The sequence below is a fragment of the Rhizobium sp. CF142 genome (genome assembly GCF_000281145.1).
In the GTDB taxonomy this organism is placed as follows: domain Bacteria; phylum Pseudomonadota; class Alphaproteobacteria; order Rhizobiales; family Rhizobiaceae; genus Rhizobium.
The window spans coordinates 22813-40385 of the sequence record NZ_AJWE01000134.1 but is presented as its reverse complement, the minus strand read 5'-3'; the positions used below and the strand labels follow the sequence as shown (position 1 = coordinate 40385).

The 17573-nt window shown below is 61.1% G+C and carries 16 protein-coding genes and 1 tRNA gene; 10 read left to right on the top strand and 7 right to left on the bottom strand.

What is annotated here, in order from left to right; genetic code table 11:
• Window positions 1–136: 136 nt before the first annotated feature.
• Window positions 137–316, top strand: a complete 180-nt coding sequence (locus tag PMI11_RS38325; RefSeq protein ID WP_007826747.1) for a hypothetical protein — start codon at window positions 137–139, stop codon at window positions 314–316.
• A gap of 127 nt (window positions 317–443) precedes the next feature.
• Here the strand turns inward: PMI11_RS38325 and PMI11_RS34140 are convergent, their stop codons facing one another.
• From PMI11_RS34140 to PMI11_RS34125, 4 genes are all read right to left on the bottom strand, one after another.
• Complete coding sequence (locus PMI11_RS34140; protein ID WP_007826745.1) at window positions 444–713, bottom strand: hypothetical protein; 270 nt, start codon at window positions 711–713, stop codon at window positions 444–446.
• A 1-nt stretch (window position 714) separates the two neighbouring features.
• Window positions 715–1062 carry a helix-turn-helix domain-containing protein gene (locus tag PMI11_RS38320; protein ID WP_037072658.1) on the bottom strand — a complete coding sequence of 116 codons (348 nt, stop codon included), beginning with the start codon at window positions 1060–1062 and terminating at the stop codon, window positions 715–717.
• A gap of 302 nt (window positions 1063–1364) precedes the next feature.
• The gene (locus tag PMI11_RS34130) at window positions 1365–1619 is read right to left on the bottom strand and encodes a hypothetical protein (RefSeq protein ID WP_007826740.1); all 255 of its coding nucleotides are present in this window, start codon (window positions 1617–1619) and stop codon (window positions 1365–1367) included.
• A 421-nt stretch (window positions 1620–2040) separates the two neighbouring features.
• Window positions 2041–2116 (bottom strand) — tRNA-Lys (locus PMI11_RS34125).
• Between the two features lie 305 nt (window positions 2117–2421).
• Here PMI11_RS34125 and PMI11_RS34120 point away from each other — a divergent pair.
• From PMI11_RS34120 to PMI11_RS34085, 8 genes are all read left to right on the top strand, one after another.
• Window positions 2422–3249, top strand: coding sequence for a DeoR/GlpR family DNA-binding transcription regulator (locus PMI11_RS34120; protein WP_007826739.1), 828 nt, complete (start codon window positions 2422–2424; stop codon window positions 3247–3249).
• Window positions 3236–4783 carry an alkaline phosphatase family protein gene (locus PMI11_RS34115; protein WP_244430747.1) on the top strand — a complete coding sequence of 516 codons (1548 nt, stop codon included), beginning with the start codon at window positions 3236–3238 and terminating at the stop codon, window positions 4781–4783. The genes PMI11_RS34120 and PMI11_RS34115 overlap by 14 nt, the downstream gene beginning before the upstream one ends.
• 244 nt (window positions 4784–5027) lie before the next feature.
• Window positions 5028–6674, top strand: a complete 1647-nt coding sequence (locus PMI11_RS34110) for an ABC transporter substrate-binding protein (protein ID WP_007826737.1) — start codon at window positions 5028–5030, stop codon at window positions 6672–6674.
• Between the two features lie 57 nt (window positions 6675–6731).
• Window positions 6732–7562, top strand: a complete 831-nt coding sequence (locus tag PMI11_RS34105; RefSeq protein ID WP_007826736.1) for a metallophosphoesterase family protein — start codon at window positions 6732–6734, stop codon at window positions 7560–7562.
• A gap of 16 nt (window positions 7563–7578) precedes the next feature.
• Window positions 7579–8616 carry an ABC transporter ATP-binding protein gene (locus PMI11_RS34100; protein WP_007826735.1) on the top strand — a complete coding sequence of 346 codons (1038 nt, stop codon included), beginning with the start codon at window positions 7579–7581 and terminating at the stop codon, window positions 8614–8616.
• Window positions 8616–9611: an ABC transporter ATP-binding protein gene (locus PMI11_RS34095; protein WP_007826734.1), complete on the top strand. Its 996-nt coding sequence runs from the start codon at window positions 8616–8618 to the stop codon at window positions 9609–9611. The genes PMI11_RS34100 and PMI11_RS34095 overlap by 1 nt, the downstream gene beginning before the upstream one ends.
• 1 nt (window position 9612) lies before the next feature.
• Complete coding sequence (locus tag PMI11_RS34090) at window positions 9613–10551, top strand: ABC transporter permease (RefSeq protein WP_007826733.1); 939 nt, start codon at window positions 9613–9615, stop codon at window positions 10549–10551.
• A gap of 11 nt (window positions 10552–10562) precedes the next feature.
• Window positions 10563–11456, top strand: a complete 894-nt coding sequence (locus PMI11_RS34085; protein WP_007826731.1) for an ABC transporter permease — start codon at window positions 10563–10565, stop codon at window positions 11454–11456.
• Window positions 11457–11510: 54 nt separating this feature from the next.
• Here the strand turns inward: PMI11_RS34085 and PMI11_RS34080 are convergent, their stop codons facing one another.
• The 3 genes from PMI11_RS34080 to PMI11_RS34070 are packed head-to-tail and all read right to left on the bottom strand — an operon-like array spanning window position 11511 to window position 16040.
• The gene (locus tag PMI11_RS34080; RefSeq protein ID WP_007826729.1) at window positions 11511–12377 is read right to left on the bottom strand and encodes a DMT family transporter; all 867 of its coding nucleotides are present in this window, start codon (window positions 12375–12377) and stop codon (window positions 11511–11513) included.
• A gap of 10 nt (window positions 12378–12387) precedes the next feature.
• On the bottom strand, window positions 12388–14784 hold the full coding sequence (locus PMI11_RS34075; protein WP_007826728.1) for a PIG-L family deacetylase: 2397 nt from the start codon (window positions 14782–14784) through the stop codon (window positions 12388–12390).
• A 35-nt stretch (window positions 14785–14819) separates the two neighbouring features.
• Window positions 14820–16040, bottom strand: coding sequence for an ROK family protein (locus tag PMI11_RS34070; protein ID WP_007826726.1), 1221 nt, complete (start codon window positions 16038–16040; stop codon window positions 14820–14822).
• Window positions 16041–16300: 260 nt separating this feature from the next.
• On the opposite strand from PMI11_RS34070, the gene PMI11_RS34065 reads away from it, so the two are divergent.
• Window positions 16301–17557, top strand: coding sequence for an extracellular solute-binding protein (locus tag PMI11_RS34065; RefSeq protein WP_007826725.1), 1257 nt, complete (start codon window positions 16301–16303; stop codon window positions 17555–17557).
• The last annotated feature ends 16 nt before the right edge of the window (window positions 17558–17573 follow it).

The window sequence follows — 17573 nt, the reverse complement described above, 5'->3', positions numbered from 1 at the left end:
CGAAAATCGGAATCGATTTTCGGAAAGCCTGATGCGTAGATTCAAGGAGTTAGAGCGTCCTTTGTGCGTCCGAATGGACGCAGGGCGCTCTAGCGTGAGAGATTGACGCCGGAACATCCACCGAGGAGAAACATTGATGAGCAGATTTCGGGCATTGGTAGCCGCCGGAGCGCTGATCGGCATCTCGCTGCTCACGGCATGCGCAACGCCCCCGAATTCATACGGCTCCGCCTCAGGCTACGTGCCGGGAGATTCGATGAATCGCGCCTGTGAAGATGGCTTCAGGCCCAGGGATGGTCGCTCCTGCAGCTACTGATGGCGAGTATTGCGAATCGCATTGATAAGCTTCCGGCACCAGTACCAGAAGCTTACAAGGTCTCCTCAATGTGGCAGTGCACGGATTGGTGGGCGGCGACGAGAGGCCAGGGAACCGGTCGATCCCATCAATGCACTAGCGGCTCATCCTCATCGAGAAAGCTCCGCACGCCATCTCGTTCTGCGGTGGCCAGGAACTCTTCCCAAGCTTCCAGATCCGTTGCGAATGCATCTTCCCAGGTCGTCACGACCTCGGTTTGCGAAATGACCTCGAGAGTCCAATCGCCATTGGTGCCCGCCGGCCGATGTATATCGACGAGCACGGTTACGCCGTCATCTTCGAACTCGCCGGAGAAATCGGAATGCTCGAGCTTTGGTTCTTTGGGTGTTTTCGCCATTTTAACCTCCAGCACCAGGAGGTGCATCATTCTCATAAAACTCACGATACTGAATAGTCTCGCGTTCTTTGACGTCGATCGACGCGTCGGCAGGCTGCTTCAGGCGGACACCTGGGCCGCCTGAACCGGAATAGTTCCCGTCAAGAAAGGTGACACCGGCGGCTTGCAATACCGCAATGACTGACGCGACGTTATTGCGCATGCCCTCGACAGCGCCCTCGCTGGCTTCCATGCGTCGCAGGGTCGGTGCTGATACATTTGACCTGCTGGCCAGCTCAACCTGACCAATCCCCAGTAAAACGCGGGCGGCCGCCAACTGTCGACCAGTTAAATGATCAAAATCGCTCATTATGAAAATATCGCCCGATACGCTCTATCGATGGGATTTATTATCATTGTGAGCGAAATTAATCAATGAAAACGCCTCGCATTGAGGAGATGGGATCATTGGACTTGTGTCCCTGGCAGCCGCCTGCAACGGCCGGTATATGCGCAGTACGTTTCCGATTTGACATCGCAATCGGTCATCTTTGGCGACAGATAGCCATCGTAGCGGACCGAAGCGCGACCCGGCTGAGGCTGCCCGTAGGAGCAAGCCCTGTCGTCCGCGGGCAGGTTTCCGTCACCAGTGCCGATGTCTGATCGACCTGGCTATCGCTTTTCCCGGGCGTCACCTGGCAAAGCATCAATTAGCTGATGCACCTTTCCGGTGGCGAAGACGATGTCTTCGCGCGGCAGATGGACCGTTATCTCAATCTCTTCCCATCTGCCGCCATGGTCTTTTGCGAACCTGACGGCGGCTTCCAGAGAGGTGAATTGCACGGCCGGTGCGTTGGCGGTCCAGAACTGCACGCTGCAGTCCGCCGCACTGTAATCTGTAAATGCCTTCTGAGGATCTAGGGCCATGGCACGTGCTTTACACCGGCGCCGCTTGATTGGCCAGCGAATGCCTGCCCTTGTAGGCGAACGCCAAGAAAATCCGAGCGGCCCGCCCAGCCCCAGAGAAGAGCGAGCCGTTCATCAATTGGGCGTGCCTGTGCCGCGTTGCCAGAGAGAAGGACATGACCAAACTTTCAGAGAAATCACAGGAATTAGCGGCTGCTGGCCTAGGCGTGAGCATGAAACAGAGGGCGGCAGTGTCGCGGATTCGTCGCGATTCGACTGGAAGGCGGTCAGCCCACCGCTCTGCCAACTCGGCAAATTCCCGATATGCCCTGCGCCAATCGTGTGCCGCACATGCTCGCCATGTGCGGTAAAAGCTGGGCGATAGGCGTCAGCAATCTGTGCCGGTTGCTATCTCTAAAAATTTGATTTCATTAAGAAATTATGGTGAGAGCGTCGGGGTTCGAACCCGAGACCTACTGATTAAAAGTCAGTTGCTCTACCGGCTGAGCTACGCTCTCACTCTCCGCGGTGCGAAGCACCCCGGCCGGAAGTGCGCGGAACATATGCAGGTGACCTATCGCGGTCAACTGAAAAAATCCTCCTATTTACGCGTTTGGCGCATTTCTTGCGGACTTGCCATTTTTCGGAAACTGGCCACGCACCGATCATTTGACTCGTCACGGCGAACGACAAAGGCATATAGCGCGCAAATGTGGAACTTTGTGCGACTTTGAGGGCATAAACAAAAACATCAAAAAACTGTCACGGCGTTGAAACATGACCGGCCTAGAAATGCCTCGTCATCAAGGCGAGCAGTTGTTTCATGTCCAAGCTTCCCGCAGCCAGCCGTCACCAGACCATCATCCGCCTCATCAATGGCGGCAGCGGCATGTCGATCAGCGCGATTGCCGAGACCTTCGGTGTTTCGACGGAAACGATCCGGCGCGATCTCGTGGCTTTGGAGCGGGGCGGCTCGCTGCAGCGTGTTTACGGCGGCGCGATCCCGTCAGGCCGCGAGGCGGCGCTCGACGAGCGCGTCAACATGGAGCGGGCTGAAAAGCAGGCGATCGGCAATCTCGTCGCCGCGATGATCCAGCCCGATCAATGGATATTCATGACGGGCGGAAGCTCGGTGCTTGCTGTCGCCCAGGCGATGCGCAACGGCCCGCCGGTAACGGTCATGACCAATATGCCTGCCATCGGCGAGGCGCTGCAGGCGGGCCTGCGTCACAAGGTTATCCTGACTGGCGGCGAATATGATTATAACGGCAAGACGCTGCTTGGTGATGAAGTATTCGACGCGATCCGCGACTGCAGCTTCGACCTGTCGATCATCGGCGTCTATGGTCTCGATGCCGAATACGGGCTGGTCGAGCGCACCAAGCACTACATGCAGCTCAAGACACGGCTCGCCGCACAGAGCCGTTCCAATATCTATGTGGCCGACCATACCAAGATCGGTGCCGTCGGCCGCTATCGCAGTATTCCATTTTCCGAAATCGAGACCTTCGTGACTGACCAGCCGCTGGAGGAGCCATTCGTGCGCCTGCTGACGGAGGCCGGCGCCAGCGTCCTCTATCCCCAAAGCGTCAATGACAATGCCGGTCCTGCTGGCGCGACAATAGAAGAGAAGGTGAATGAAGATGACTGATGTCTGTCATGTCATCGTGCTCGGTGTCGACGGCCTGCGGCCGGATATGATCGACGCGACGACCATGCCCAATCTCGCGAGCCTGAAGGCGTCCGGTGTTACGAGCCGCGATCACCGCACGGTTTTCCCGAGCGAGACGCGCGGCGCGCTGACGGCGCTTGCAAGCGGCGCACGCCCCGAAACGACTGGCGTTCTCGGCAACGAGTTCTATTCGCGCGACGGCTCCGGCCGGCTGACGGGCACCGACACGATCCACGACTGGCGGGCCAGCGACCGGCGCCTCGTCGGCGGCATGGCGACGGCGACCAATTTGTCGGAAACGCTTGCCAAGCACGGACTTTCTTTCGCGACCGTCACGTCGAGCGGGCAGGGCTCCTTCACTGCGTTGAACTGGAAGGGCGCGGACTGGGGGCAGGCGGGCTTCAATGTTCGCCATCCGGCAATTGCCTTCCCGCCGGAGCTAGCGGTCGAGATTGCCGAGCGGCATTCCGTTCCGCCGACCGGCTTCAACCGTGGCGCTGAACGGCGCGCGGTCTCTGTCTTCACCGATAGCGTCTGGCCTGCCAGGAAACCGTCGGCGGCGATCATCTGGCTGACCGAGGTCGACAGCGCCTCGCATGTTCATGGCCTCGGCGCCGAAGGCATGCTCGCCTCGATGCGCGATTGCGATGCGGCGATCGGTGACCTCATGGAGTGGCGCGAACGCCAGCCGGAGAGGGATGCCATCGCGATCTTCGTAACCTCGGATCACGGCCATTCCACCTCGGCGAAATTCATTTCCGTCGGCGAAGCGTTGAGAGACGCGGGCATTTCGGCGGACCACCACTTCGAAAATAACGCCGACATCCTTTACCGCGGCGGCCGCGCCCCTGGCCTGTGGCTGCGCAAGTTCGACCGCGGCCTGCTGCAGGCAGCCTTCGATGTGCTGGCCGCACAGGAATGGTACGGCGCGACCTTCACGCGGGCGATCGCACCGGGCGCAAGCGAGGGCATCATCGCCGGCACGCTGGCGCTAGGGTTGTCGGGCGCGGCCCATCACCGCGCGCCGGATCTCTACATCAACCTGAAGGGCGATAACGACAGCAACGCCCACGGCATTCCCGGCACCTCTTACTGCGATGCCGCAAATTACAACATTCCGGTTGGGGGCGGCACGCATGGCGGCCTGCATGCGACCGAGCTTGCTGCCGTGCTCGTCGGCGGTGGCGCCGGCATCCGCCACGGCGGCGAGGTGATCGCCTCGCGCACCGGTATCTACGACATCGCCCCGACCGTGCTGCATCTTCTCGGTGTCGAGCCGGCCGCCACGATGACCGGCCGCGTCATGCACGAATTGCTGGATGGCGGCCAACCGGTTTCGACACCTGTCGTAACCCACTTTACCGCATCTGCCGGCGACAAGGTCTCCCGCATCGCGATCGCCCGCGTCGGCACCCATCACTATATCGACGAAGCCGATCTCGTTCTCGAAGGCAGGCCGGCGGCCGAGCCGATGCGGCGCGAGGAACTGAAGGTCGAATTGCAGACCGCATAAGCATGACGCGCAAAAACGCGTAGCGGTTTTGCGATAACGCATGCGCAAAACAAAAAACTAAAGCGTGGCAGACGCATCTGAAAGATCGCGGCACGCTTTAAGCATTTTCATCAGACAGCGCCCTGATTAGCCGGGGCGCTTCATTCAGATCCCGGACGCAGGCCGACTGAGGAGTGGCAGGCGAACGGCGAAGCCATGCCGGCTTTTCAGAGCCGGCGCCATTTTTCCGAACGGAGACATAGCCATGAACATGAATTTCAGAACATTGTCACTGACATCAGCCCTTCTTGCCACCACGGTCCTCGGCTTCAACCAGATCGCGCGTGCCGAAGACCGTCCGACCATCAATGTCGCGCTGCAGAGCATGGGCAGCGCCGGCACGCTCGATACGACCGACAATACGGGTACGGCAGCCCGCAAATATCAGAACGACATCTACGAGCAGCTGATCGCGCTCGATCTGTCCGATCCGAACCTCGGCGCCAAGCCGGGCCTCGCCACCGAATGGAAGTGGGTTTCGCCCGAGATCCTGGAAGTAAAGCTGCGCCAGGGCGTCAAGTTCCACAATGGTGACGAGATGAAGGCCGACGACGTGGTCTTCTCCTTCTCCGACGAACGCTATGGTCTGCTGCCGGAACAGGCGAAAGCCCGTGACGCCAACCAGCCGACCTTCACGCGTGCCGATGGCACGACCGGCATCGTTCCGCCGGCCGTTAGCGCTGCAGGCCGCAAATCCGAATGGCCGCTCTTGAAGTCGGTCGAGAAGGTCGACGACTATACTGTCCGCTTCGTCATGCAGAAGTCGACGCTCGATACCGAAGCGCGTCTCGCCCGCGTCAATTATGCCGCCATCATCTCCAAGCGCGCCTTCCAGAACGCCAAGTCCTGGAAGGATTTCGCCCTGCATCCAGTCGCAACCGGCCCTTACAAGGTCGACAGCGTCGATCAGGGGTCGGCCATCCATCTCGTTGCCCATGACGATTACTGGGGCGGCAAGCCGCCGATCGCCAAGCTGAACTTCAACATCGTTCCGGAAGCCGCAAGCCGCATCAACGGCCTGCTATCAGGCGAATACGACATCGTCAGCGACGTCGGTCCGGATCAGGTTCCGATGATCAAGGGCAATTCCGATTTCGAAGTCGCCGGCGGTCCGGTTGCCAATATCCGCTTCATCGCGCTCGACACGAACAACGGCCCGCTGAAGAACAAGCTGATCCGCCAGGCTCTCTCGCACTCGATCGACCGCCAGACGATCGTCGACTCGCTCTGGGGTGGCCTTACCGCCGTTCCGCAGGGTTTCCAGCACAAGCTGTTCGGCGATCTCTTCGTGGAAGATTTCAAGTCGCCGGCCTACGATCCGGAGCTCGCCAAGAAGCTGCTGGCTGAGGCCGGCTACAAGGGCGAAGCGATCACATACCGTGTCCACAACGACTACTATCCGAACGAGTTGACGGTTGCCCAGTTCGATCTCGACAACCTGCGCAAGATCGGCTTCAACATCGACTTCTCGGTTGTCGACAACCCGAACGATCCGGCTCCGGACCGTATGATGCAGGATCTTTCGAACACGGCATACTTCGCCTATCCGGTCTCGCTGCTCGCCAACAATTGCCCGAACGGTTCCTACCACAGCGGTACGAACCCGAAGACCGGCATGTGGAAGAACGAGGAGTTCGACAAGCTCTGCACCGTCCTGAACACTTCGACCGACAAGGCTGAAGTCAAGAAGGCCTTTGCCCGCGCGCTGGAGATCATCGAAGTCGAAGATCCGGCTCTGATCGTTCTGCACCAGAACGCCATCCTCTACGGCAAGCGCGCCGACATCCAGTGGAAGCCGTCGGCCATGTTCGTCATGGATTTCCGTCCGGGTGCTTTCTCGATCAAGAAGTAATGCAGGCGGGGCGGGATGCAGGCCATCCCGCCCTCCATTCTTCCAAGGATAGTGTTGATGATTGCCCCGATGCGCCGCGTGCTGCCCGTCGACCGGACGGATGGCGACTGGCCCGAATTCGACAATGCAAACCCTGCCGAGACCGGCCCGCGCCGGATCTATGCGATCGGCGATATCCACGGCTATGACGATCTCCTGGAAGCGATGCAGCAGGCGATCGCCTTTGATCTGGAGCGGTATCCGGCCGAGCAGACGCTGATCATCTATCTGGGCGACGTCATCGACCGCGGTCCGAATTCTCTTGACGTGATCGACATGATCATCGACCAGAAGGCAAACCCGCCGGCCAATGCACAGGTCATGTGCCTGAGAGGCAATCACGACGACTGGCTGATCGCCTTCGTCGACGATGCCAGTATCGTTTCGCCCTGGGCTTTGAAGGGTGGCCTCGAAACGCTCGCCTCCTACGGGCTCCCGAAAGACGACGTGCTCGCAGCCGTTGCCGATCCCGATATTGCCGAGGCGTTGCGGCAGCAATTTCTCTCCGCGCTTCCGGCACGTCATAAGGATTTCATGCTCTCGCTGCCATTCTCGCACAGCGATGGCGATTATTTCTTCGCCCACGCCGGGGTCGATCCGGATCGCCCGCTCGCCGATCAGCGGCGTGAGGATCTGACATGGATACGCGACAAGTTTCTGCTCTCGCGCAAGAATTTCGGCAAGGTTGTCGTTCACGGGCACAGCCATCGCGACGCAGTCGAAAGCTTTCCGAACCGCATCAACGTCGATACCGGCGCCTATGTACAGCAGGTCTTGAGCTGCGTGATCCTGGAAGGGCGGGACCGTTACATCCTGCAGGTCGGCAATCTCACCCAGCAACAAAGTTAGTCAGGGAAAAACGAGCATGAGCACGCCGTCGAGCCTTGTCGAAATTCGCAATCTATCGGTCGATTTCGAGAGCAACCGTCATTTCACCCGTGCGCTGCACGGCATCGATCTGACGCTGTCGCGCGGCGAGGCGCTCGGCATCGTCGGTGAATCCGGCTGCGGCAAGTCGATTACCTGGATGGCGGCACTCGGCCTGCTCGGCCGCAATGCCCGTGTCAGCGGTTCCGTGACGCTCGGGGGTCGGGAGATCCTGGGCACCGACGACGCAACGCTCAGCTGTGTGCGCGGCGGACGGATCGCCATGATCTTCCAGGATCCGTCGAGCTCGCTCAATCCGCTTCACAAGATCGGCTGGCAGATCACCGAAGCGCTGCGGCTGCATCAGGGCATGTGGGGGCAGGCGGCCCGCAAGGAGGCCGAGCGGCTGATCGACCGCGTCGGCATTGCCAATGCTCGCCAGCGGCTCGGCGAATATCCGCATGAGTTTTCTGGCGGCATGAACCAGCGCGTCATGATCGCCATGGCGCTTGCCGGCAACCCCGATCTTCTCGTCGCCGACGAGCCGACGACGGCGCTCGACGCGACGATCCAGGCGCAGATCCTGGACCTTCTCGATGATATCAGGCGCGAGCGCGGCATGGCGCTGGTGCTGATCTCGCACGATCTCGGTATGGTGGCGGAAATGACCGAACGTGTCGCAGTCATGTATTGCGGCCGCATCGTAGAAGACAGTCCGACATCGGATCTGTTCGCTAATCCGGCCCATCCCTATACGCGCGGCCTGATCGCCGCCCTGCCGCGCATAGACGGCCCGCGCCAGCGCTTGATGGCCATTCCCGGCACGGTGCCGCCGCCGAGCGCTCTGCCGCCGGGCTGTACCTTCTCGCCGCGCTGCATGCTGGCCGATGAAGACTGTTTGCAATGTGTGCCGCCCATGCGTTCGGCGAGTGCGGATGACAGGCATGTGGCTGCCTGCGTCCATCTCGGCGCAGTATCTTCCTTTGTGCCAAAGACATCAGCTGTCGTTCAGGCAAGTGCCGCGGGAGTGGCGTAATGAAGGGCGCTCTCTCCGTTCGCGCGCTGAAGCGCCACTATACGCTCCGCCAACGCAGCGGCCTGTTCTCGTCGGCAAAGACCCTCAAGGCAGTCGATGGCCTGACCTTCACTGTGGCTCCGGGCGAAATGTTTGGCATCGTCGGCGAAAGCGGCAGCGGCAAGTCGACGACCGCGCGGCTGCTGCTCGGCCATATTCCGCCGACATCGGGAGATGTCTGGTTCGGCGGCGAACCAGTCGGTGCGGTGCCGAACGCCCATTGGCGTGCCATGCGCAAACGCATGCAGATGATCTATCAAGATCCGCTCGGCGCGCTCGATCCGCGTATCGCCGTTGCCGGTCAGATCGAAGAGCCGCTGATCATCCATAATCCCGAAATGACGCCGGCCGACCGCAAGCGCCGCGTCGCCGAAGTGATGGCCGCCGTCGGTCTGATCACCCATCACGGCAGCCGCTATCCGCATGAACTCTCCGGCGGCCAGCGCCAGCGCGTCATCATCGCCCGCGCCCTCTCGATGGAGCCGGAACTGCTGGTCTGCGACGAGCCCGTCTCTGCGCTCGATGTTTCGGTGCAGGCGCAGGTGCTGAATGTCTTCGAGGATATCCGCGCCCGCACCGGTTTTACCGGCGTCTTTATCAGCCATGACTTGAAGGTCGTGCGCCAGGTGGCGGATCGCGTAGCCGTCATGTATCTCGGCTGCATCGTCGAGATGGGCATCCCTGAAGATATCCTGCAGTCTCCCGCCCATCCCTATACGAAGGCGCTAGTGTCTGCCGTGCCGCAGCCGGGAAGACCGGCGCGCAGCCGCATCATCCTGACCGGCGATCCGCCCAATCCCGTCAACGTACCATCGGGCTGTCCCTTCCACACGCGCTGCCCGGAGGCGCGCCCGGCCTGCCGTTCGCTCAAACCCGAACTCATCGCCGAAGGTGGCCGTTCCGTCGCCTGCCATCTCGTCAACAATCCGTCGCTCGTTGGCGGGGAGGCGGCCTGACATGCTGCAATTCATTCTGGTCCGCCTGCTGCGGGCGCTGGTGACGCTCTTCATCATCGTCACGTTTACCTTCATCATCCTGCGTGTTGCAGGCGATCCCGCGACGCGCTTCTTCGATCCGGCGCAAACCCAGCCCGAGGTGATTGCCGCATTCCGTCGCCAGTGGGGCCTCGATCAGCCGCTCTGGGTGCAGTTCTATAAATACCTGATCGCCATCATCCATGGCGATCTCGGAAACTCGATGCGGGAGAACCGATCGGCAATTGAGTCAGTGCTGGCGAGGTTGCCGGCGACGCTTCAGATCATGGTGCCGACGCTGTTCATCAAGACCGCGCTCGGCATCGCGGCCGGCGTCACCGCGGCACTGCACCGAAATTCCTTCTTCGACCGCCTCATCATGTCGGTCTCTGTGCTCGGCTTCACCGTGCCGACCTTCGTGCTCGGTTTGGTGCTGGCGCTGATCTTCGCCGTGCAATTGCGCTGGCTACCGTCGGGCGGTTATTCGACTTATGCCCACATGATCCTGCCGATTGCGACGCTGAGCATTGCGGGTGCCGCCATCATCGCCCGCTATACGCGCTCGGCCATGATCGAAGTGATCGGCCGTCCCTTTGTACGTACCGCGGCCGCCAAGGGCGTACGGTCCTCGGAGATCGTCACACGCCATGTCCTGCCCAATGCCGCCGTGCCGATTGTTACCATCTTCGGCTTCATGATGGGCAGCCTCGTTGGCGGCGCCGTCATCGTCGAAAGCGTCTTCTCCTGGCCGGGCATCGGCCGGCTGCTCGTCTCCTCGGTTCAGGCACGCGATCTCGCCGTGGTACAGGTCATCGTGCTCCTGATCGGTCTGATGATGGTGATTTCCAACCTCATGGTCGATCTGCTCTACGGGCTCATCGATCCGCGCATGCGCAGCCGCGGTCGCGGCGCAACAGCTTGAGGGAGAACGACATGGCTCTCGACCAGCAGATTGCCGCCAGCGGCAGCGTCATCGAGGAAAAGAAGAAGATCACGGCGTTCCTGGAGGCATGGCCACCAGCAGTTCTGATCGCCCTGTTCTGGCTTGGCCTGGTGATATTGATCGCCGTGATCGCGCCGCTGATCGTCCCATATGATTTCATGGCGGTAGATGTACGCGCACGGCTAAAGCCACCCGTCTTCTTCGACGGCGATTTCTCCCATATCCTCGGAACGGACCAGCTCGGCCGCGACGTGTTTTCGCGTGCGCTGATCTCGATCCGCATCTCGCTGACCATTGCGATCTGCGCCACAATGCTCTCGACTGCGGTCGGCGTGACGCTCGGCTTTATCGCCGCCTATTTCCGCGGTTGGGTCGATCAGGTCATCCTGACCTTCGTCGATGCGCAGCTCGCCATGCCTTTCATGATCATCTCAATTGCCGTACTTGCCTTCCTCGGCAATTCGCTGCCGATCTTCATCATGTTGCTCGGCCTGTATGGCTGGGAGCAGGTGACTCGCATCGCCCGTGGCCTGGCGATCTCGGCCAATGCGCAGGGCTATGCGGCCGCGGCGCGCGACATCGGTGCCTCGCCCTGGCGTATCTATCTGCGCCACATCCTGCCGAATATCTCCGCCATGATCGTCATCGCCATGACGCTGAATATCCCCGCCGTGATCCTGCTGGAATCGAGCCTCTCCTTCCTCGGCATCGGCCTACAGCCGCCGCAGACGAGCCTCGGCAATATGGTGGGTTACGGTCGCGACTATATTCAGTCCGCACCGTGGATCATGCTGATGCCGGCTGCGGTGATCGTCATCACTACGCTGTCCGTCTCCGTTGTGGGTGACTGGCTCCGCGACAGGCTGGACCCGACGCTGCGCTAAAGCAATTCCAGCAAAAGTGCGCAGCGGTTTTGCGTCCGGAATTGCGTCAACGCATTAACGTTTGCGTCGTTCCAGGAAAGCGACTGCCTGCAGCGTTGCGATGATGACGACAATGCCGATGAGCGTGCGAAGATCGGGAACTTCATTGAAGAAGACATAACCGCTCGCCGTCGCAAAGACGATCGACAGGTAGCCGAAGGGCGCAAGCAGGCTGGCGCTGGCAATCTGATAGGCACGCAGGAAGCAGAATTGTCCGAGTTGAGCCAGAAGGCCGATGCCGAGCAGGGCGGGCCAGTCCTCGCTGCGCACCGGCTGCCAGACGAAGAGTGCTGGAGTGAAGGTGATAACGGTCAGGCCGGCCGTATAGAAGACCATCATCACGGTGGTATTCTCGTAATGCAGCATCCGCGTCTGGATCGTCGCCAGCGCCCCGAAGACGATGGAAAGCAGCACCGCCACCAGCCCGAGATTCCAGGCGAATGTATCCGGCGCCAGCATGATCAGCACGCCGACAAAGGCGAACACCGCGCCGATCCAACGCCATCGGCTGACCTGTTCGCCGAGCATGGCGACGGCCATCAGCATCGAAACCAGCGGCCGCGTGAAACCGAGCGCATTGACCAGCACCAGCGGCAGCATGGTGAGCGCCACGAAATTGCTGGTCAGCGCGACGGCATTACAGCTGATGCGCATGATGTTGCGCAGCGGATCCCTGGGATTGGCAAGCTGCCGGCGATGCCGCCAGATCATCGGCAGGATCAGCATGAGCCCGATCAGTGCGCGGATGAAGACGAGCTGGATCGCCGGATAGGACGCACCCTGCATCTTCACCAGCACCGTCATGCCGGTCACCAGCGTCGTGTCGGAAAGCAGCCAGACAATGCCGAAACGGCTGTCCCTGGCTGCTGTGGATGCATCCATTCCTGTTGCCTCAGGCGGGCTGGACGAGATTGGCGATCAGCCGGAAGGCGCCTGGCGTCAGCTTGTCGAGCTGGTGATGCAGCACGAGGCTCGTATGCGTGTGCCGTCCCTTGCCGATCTCAGCCGAAATCAATGCGCCCTTGAGTGGTTGTTCCTCGGGGTCGTGCATGGCAAGCAGCGGCACATAGGCATCGTCCCAGCGGGCCGCGAAATAGAGCCCGCGCTCCTTGTCCCATCCATCCCAATCCGCGGATGTGATCTTGTTTGGTCCCCTGAGCAGTGGATGATCAGGCTCCAGCACGGTCACCTCTGCTGTCGGATCGGTCACGCGCCAGCGCACTGAGGGCGAACCGATATCGATCCGCCTCAGCGGTGTGGCATCCGGCTGCCAGCCATCGCTCGGACGGTGGTAGAGTGTCAGCAGATGGCCGCCGTCTTCGACGAAGCGATGCAGGCGGGCCGTCGCAGCAGCGAGATCCTTGCGAATGCCGAAGGCGAAGATACCGACGACGACGGTCGTGAAGCGCGAGAGATCGCCGGACAGGGCCTGCGCATCGAGTTCGGTGACATCGAGCCCCATGCGGCCAAGCCAGAGCCCGACGCGATCCGCGCCGCCGCCGACATAGCCGATCTTGGCTCCTTCGGGCCGTTTGAGGTCGAGCGCCAGAATGCGCAGCAGTTCCGGTTCGCGAAAGCTGGTGCGGCCGATATGCGGATAGGCAATCGGCGAGATGCGCATCGCCGGCTGTCCGTCCACAAGTGGCGAAATGGTGACGAGGCCGGGCGTTATCGAGGCGGGAGACGAAAGCGTGAGCGCGCCATCAGCCTCCTTGATCGCCCAGCCGGTCGGCGCGGAAAAGCCGACACGTCCTGCAGACGCAGCCTTGATCGTCAGCTCCGGCCTCTCGCCCTCCACGGGGATGATGAAGGCATTGGGCTGAAGGTTCAGCGAGTGTTGCGGCGCGACTGTAAGCGGCTCCTCAAGATCGACGGTTACCGTGACCGAACGGCTTCCGATCTGCGCCCTCACATCGACTGACGCGTTGCCATTACCGCCGAGGCTCGACCATCCCGGCTGATATTGCCGCGTCAGCGGTGCATCCGCCGCCGCTGTCAGCGCGTACACGATCCGCTTCGTCAAGGTTTCCTTGAGGCTTGCCGAAATGCCCGCCGGCAAGCTTATTTCGGCGTCGACAACGGCGGTCCCGGCATTGCCGCTGAGATGGAGGATCAGTGTGCCGGTTGCTCCAGCCGAAAGCGCGGCGGGTTCGGCAACCGCCCGGACGAAGACCTGTTCGGCTTCACAAAGTGCGGCATCGATTTCCATGAGCTTGCGCTGCAGACGATGCCCGTGCGTTTCGAGGAACGCTTCAGGCGCTTCCTTAAGTACCTTTTCAACTTGATGTGCCGCTTGCAGCAGAGCATCGACGATGGCGGATCGTTCCGGAAAGCGCTCGATCGCCTTGCCGATTGCGCCATCCGCCCGCATCAGCGCATCGACGACACTTTGCGGCAGCTCCGTTTCGCGGGCGAGCTCGGCGAGCGTCGAGGGAAGCGAATCGAGGATGGAGGTTTCTGCGACAGAGCCCTGCGTGCTGAGCTTCAGATGCAGTGGCCATTCGGTATCGCCGATATCGTACCAGCGGCCCATGCCTTGTGAGGCATGGTAATACCGCGACCATTCGCCGATCTGGTCGTAGCTGACGCCGCTGACAGGTTCGAGATCAGTGGCCTCGAGCGGCAATGTCATAACCGGCGGCGGCACTTCGTCATCATAAGTATCCCCGCCGCCTGACCATGCCGGCAGATAGAATTTCGCGACCTGCCACGGCGTCAGACCCTCGTCGAAATGTTCGGGAAAAGCCGACGGATCGGCGGCAAGTCCAACAGCCGTTTCCGCCGCCCGCGTCATCGCGCGGTGATGCCCATGCTGACCCGGTACGTCGAGAAATGTCGGCAGCACGATATCGGGACGTTCCTTGCGGTAGGCGCGCACCAGCCGCTCGACGATGCGCTTTTCGCCCCAACGGTCGAAGGTCCGGTCGCCATTCTTGGAGAAGCCGAAATCATGGATCGGATCATCAGGGCCGTGGCCGAGCCAGTGCACATCGGCGTCGAGTTCGTAGGCGGCTTCCTCCATCTCGCGGCTTCGCATGATGCCGAGCGCGCCGAGCCGTTCCGGTCCGAGCGCATTCTGCCCGCCTTCGCCGCGCGTCGAGCAGGCGACGATGACGCGCATGCCGAGGCTGAGGCGCAGATAGGCGAGCAGGCCGTTATGCTCGTCATCGGGATGGGCGCCGGTATTCATCATGGTGACGGTCGAGGTCAGGCGGGACAGGGCCCGGTGCAGCCGCGTGAGCGAAAGGCTCCGCTTCTGTTTCTCAATACGATCTCGATCGGTCAGCATGGTTCCTCCATTGGGGCAGACCGGCGGCACGCATCTTAGGCTGCGTTATCGGCGACGGCGGTCGGTGAAATGTCGAGTTTGGGGGTGACGGCTTCGAAAAGCGGCAGCGCGGCGGCGCCGAGGGCGGCCGTCAACTGACCCGTCTGGCCGCGGATGACGCGCGGCAGGGCGCGCGTGCGCCGGCTGGCAACGGAAACGGGCAGCGCCTGCATAGCCGCGACGATCTCGTCGATGACGGCATCCGGCAGCGCACCGCCGAGGATGACAGTCTCCGGATCGAGGATATTTTCCAGCATTGCGACCATTGGCGAAAGATAATCAGCGGTCTCCGCGATCCATTCCTTCACGACGGGATTGCCCTCCCGATGCAGCACTTCGATCGCCGCAAAATCGGCATTCTCATAGCCCGCCTCGGCGAGCTTCTCCTTCAGCGCATGCAGCGAGGCATAACGCTCCAGGCAGCCGCGCTGGCCGCAGGGGCAGGGTTTTCCGCGCGGGGCGACGACCACATGGCCGATTTCACCCGCATTGCCGAAGGCGCCGCGGAAAGGCGCGCCGTCATGGATCAGCCCGAGACCGACGCCGACGCCGAAATAGATCATGCAGAAATTGGAAATGGCGCGGCCCGCACCGAACAGCCGCTCGCCGACGGCGGCAGCATTCGCATCGTTTTCGACGATAACGGTCTCGCCGCTCGCTTCGCTGAGCAATGCAGCCGGATTGATGCTGCTCCAGCCGGGCAGGGTGGTCGGGCCGACCGAGCTCATGCCTTCGATCTCGAAGGGGCCGGGCATGACCACACCGATGCCGAGAAGCTTGGAAGGGAAGTGCTTTCGGACCTTCTTCACCTCGCCGGCAAAGAGCGGAACGATATGTTCCGGGCTGGTATTGTCCACCGGCATGATAGTTTCCGAGCGCACCTTGCCGGAGAGGTCGAGCACTGTCGTCACCATATGGTCGGCGGCGATTTCCACGCCGATGGTCACGGCCCCGTCAGGGTTGACGGCAAACTGGATCGGCGGCTGGCCGCGGCCGGAGCGCAACCTTCCAATCTCCATCAGCAGCTCCTCGCTGACGAGCTCGTCGACGATGTTGGCCACCGCCTGCGCGGTCAGATGCGTGAGCTTGGCAATGTGCATGCGGCCGAGCGAACCATGCATGCGCACGACATCGAGCACGACACGACGATTGTGGTCGCGGCTGCGCTCAGGATTCTTGCCCATCGCGATCTGCTGCTTGCCGGATTGCCGTGTCATCTCGCCGCCCTCGTCTCTGCCGATATGGATAGCGCCGATATCATGAAAGGAGCAATAGAATAATTAAACTAAATTATCTTATTGACAAAACCCTCCGCCCGAACCAGCCTGAAAGGGTCGCAGTGCGATGCCGAGGAAGAGGAGCCTCAGTTCCATCTTCCCGAGCCAATCAAATCGGGGTGCTGCTGATTTGCGGGATGCCCTGGGGAACCAGATGAGCGCGAGCGGTTCGAAGGCCGGCTCGGCAATGGAGGGATAATATGCGTCGCGGAATCTTATTGGCCGGGCTGTTTGCCGGCATCAGCATGGTTGCGGTCAACAGCGCCCAGGCCGTCGAAATCGAATATTGGCAATATGTCTACGATACGCGTGTCAAGGCGATGGACCAGCTGATCGCCAATTTCGAAAAGGCCAATCCCGACATCACCGTCAAGCAGACGACTTTCCCCTATGCCGATTACCAGACGCGTGTCGTCGCCGCAAATCTCGCCGGCAATGGTCCCGACGTCATGCAGCTCTTCTACGGCTGGCTCGACCAGTTCATCGCCGGTGGACTGCTGCAGCCGCTGCCAACAGACGCTTTCCCGCATGACCAGATCGAGAAAGACTTCTTCCCGATCGTATCAGCCATGAAGCGCGGTGACGACTATTACGGCCTGCCGACCGCTGTCCGTTCGCTGGCGCTCTTCTATAACAAGAAGCTCTTCCAGGAAGCTGGCCTCGACCCGAACAAACCGCCGCAGACCGTCGATGAATTCGTGGCTGCCGCTGAAAAGACAGTCAAGCGCGATGCCGCTGGCAACATTGCCGTCGAAGGCACGACGCTCGACATGGGCGGCCAGGATCACCAGTGGTGGCGTGAAGTTCTGATCCGCCAGTTTGGCGGCGAGCCCTATACGGCTGACTATTCCAAGGTGACCTACAACAGCGATGCCGGCATCAAGGCGCTGAAATTCTACACCAGCCTGCAGACCGAAAAGAAAGTCGGTCAGACCGGCTTCATGGATGAGGGCCAGGCAGCCTTCCGCGGCGGCAAGGCGGCGATGACCATCGACGGCACCTTCCGTCTCGGTTCCTTCGGCAGCATCAAGGATTTCGAATGGGGCGTCACCGAGCTTCCGGCCAACGCCGATGGCCTGCGCTCAAACTATGCGAGCTATTTTGCCAACGGTATCGGCGCCAAGGTCTCCGGCGAAAAGCTTGAGGCCTCCAAGAAGTTCCTGGCTTACGTGACGTCGCCGGAAGCCATGAAGGTCTGGCTGGGCACCGTCGGCGAATTGCCGGCCCGCCGCGAAGCTGCGCTGACCGAAGAAAACCTCAAGAACCCGATCTACTCGCCGTTCTTGAAGGCGCTCGCCTACGCGCATACCTCGCTCTTCGTGGATGAAGCTGGCCAGCGCCAGAACGCCATCGATATGGTCAACCGCGTTCTGCTCGAGGGACAGTCGCCCGAGGATTCGCTTGCTCAGGCTGCAACCGCCGAGCAGGAAATCATCGACAATGCCAAGAGCAAATAAGGGACGGCCATGAGCT

What these genes read in the sequence shown, in the direction of transcription:
- PMI11_RS34105 (WP_007826736.1), top strand. Translation starts at nt 6,732, where the DNA reads ATGATTGCCCCGATGCGCCGCGTGCTGCCCGTCGACCGGACGGATGGC.
- PMI11_RS34090 (WP_007826733.1), top strand. Translation starts at nt 9,613, where the DNA reads ATGCTGCAATTCATTCTGGTCCGCCTGCTGCGGGCGCTGGTGACGCTC.
- PMI11_RS34075 (WP_007826728.1), bottom strand. Translation starts at nt 14,784, where the DNA reads ATGCTGACCGATCGAGATCGTATTGAGAAACAGAAGCGGAGCCTTTCG.
- PMI11_RS34070 (WP_007826726.1), bottom strand. Translation starts at nt 16,040, where the DNA reads ATGACACGGCAATCCGGCAAGCAGCAGATCGCGATGGGCAAGAATCCT.
- PMI11_RS34120 (WP_007826739.1), top strand. Translation starts at nt 2,422, where the DNA reads ATGTCCAAGCTTCCCGCAGCCAGCCGTCACCAGACCATCATCCGCCTC.
- PMI11_RS34100 (WP_007826735.1), top strand. Translation starts at nt 7,579, where the DNA reads ATGAGCACGCCGTCGAGCCTTGTCGAAATTCGCAATCTATCGGTCGAT.
- PMI11_RS34095 (WP_007826734.1), top strand. Translation starts at nt 8,616, where the DNA reads ATGAAGGGCGCTCTCTCCGTTCGCGCGCTGAAGCGCCACTATACGCTC.
- PMI11_RS34115 (WP_244430747.1), top strand. Translation starts at nt 3,236, where the DNA reads ATGAAGATGACTGATGTCTGTCATGTCATCGTGCTCGGTGTCGACGGC.
- PMI11_RS34080 (WP_007826729.1), bottom strand. Translation starts at nt 12,377, where the DNA reads ATGGATGCATCCACAGCAGCCAGGGACAGCCGTTTCGGCATTGTCTGG.
- PMI11_RS34110 (WP_007826737.1), top strand. Translation starts at nt 5,028, where the DNA reads ATGAACATGAATTTCAGAACATTGTCACTGACATCAGCCCTTCTTGCC.
- PMI11_RS34130 (WP_007826740.1), bottom strand. Translation starts at nt 1,619, where the DNA reads ATGGCCCTAGATCCTCAGAAGGCATTTACAGATTACAGTGCGGCGGAC.
- PMI11_RS34085 (WP_007826731.1), top strand. Translation starts at nt 10,563, where the DNA reads ATGGCTCTCGACCAGCAGATTGCCGCCAGCGGCAGCGTCATCGAGGAA.
- PMI11_RS34065 (WP_007826725.1), top strand. Translation starts at nt 16,301, where the DNA reads ATGCGTCGCGGAATCTTATTGGCCGGGCTGTTTGCCGGCATCAGCATG.
- PMI11_RS38325 (WP_007826747.1), top strand. Translation starts at nt 137, where the DNA reads ATGAGCAGATTTCGGGCATTGGTAGCCGCCGGAGCGCTGATCGGCATC.
- PMI11_RS34140 (WP_007826745.1), bottom strand. Translation starts at nt 713, where the DNA reads ATGGCGAAAACACCCAAAGAACCAAAGCTCGAGCATTCCGATTTCTCC.
- PMI11_RS38320 (WP_037072658.1), bottom strand. Translation starts at nt 1,062, where the DNA reads ATGAGCGATTTTGATCATTTAACTGGTCGACAGTTGGCGGCCGCCCGC.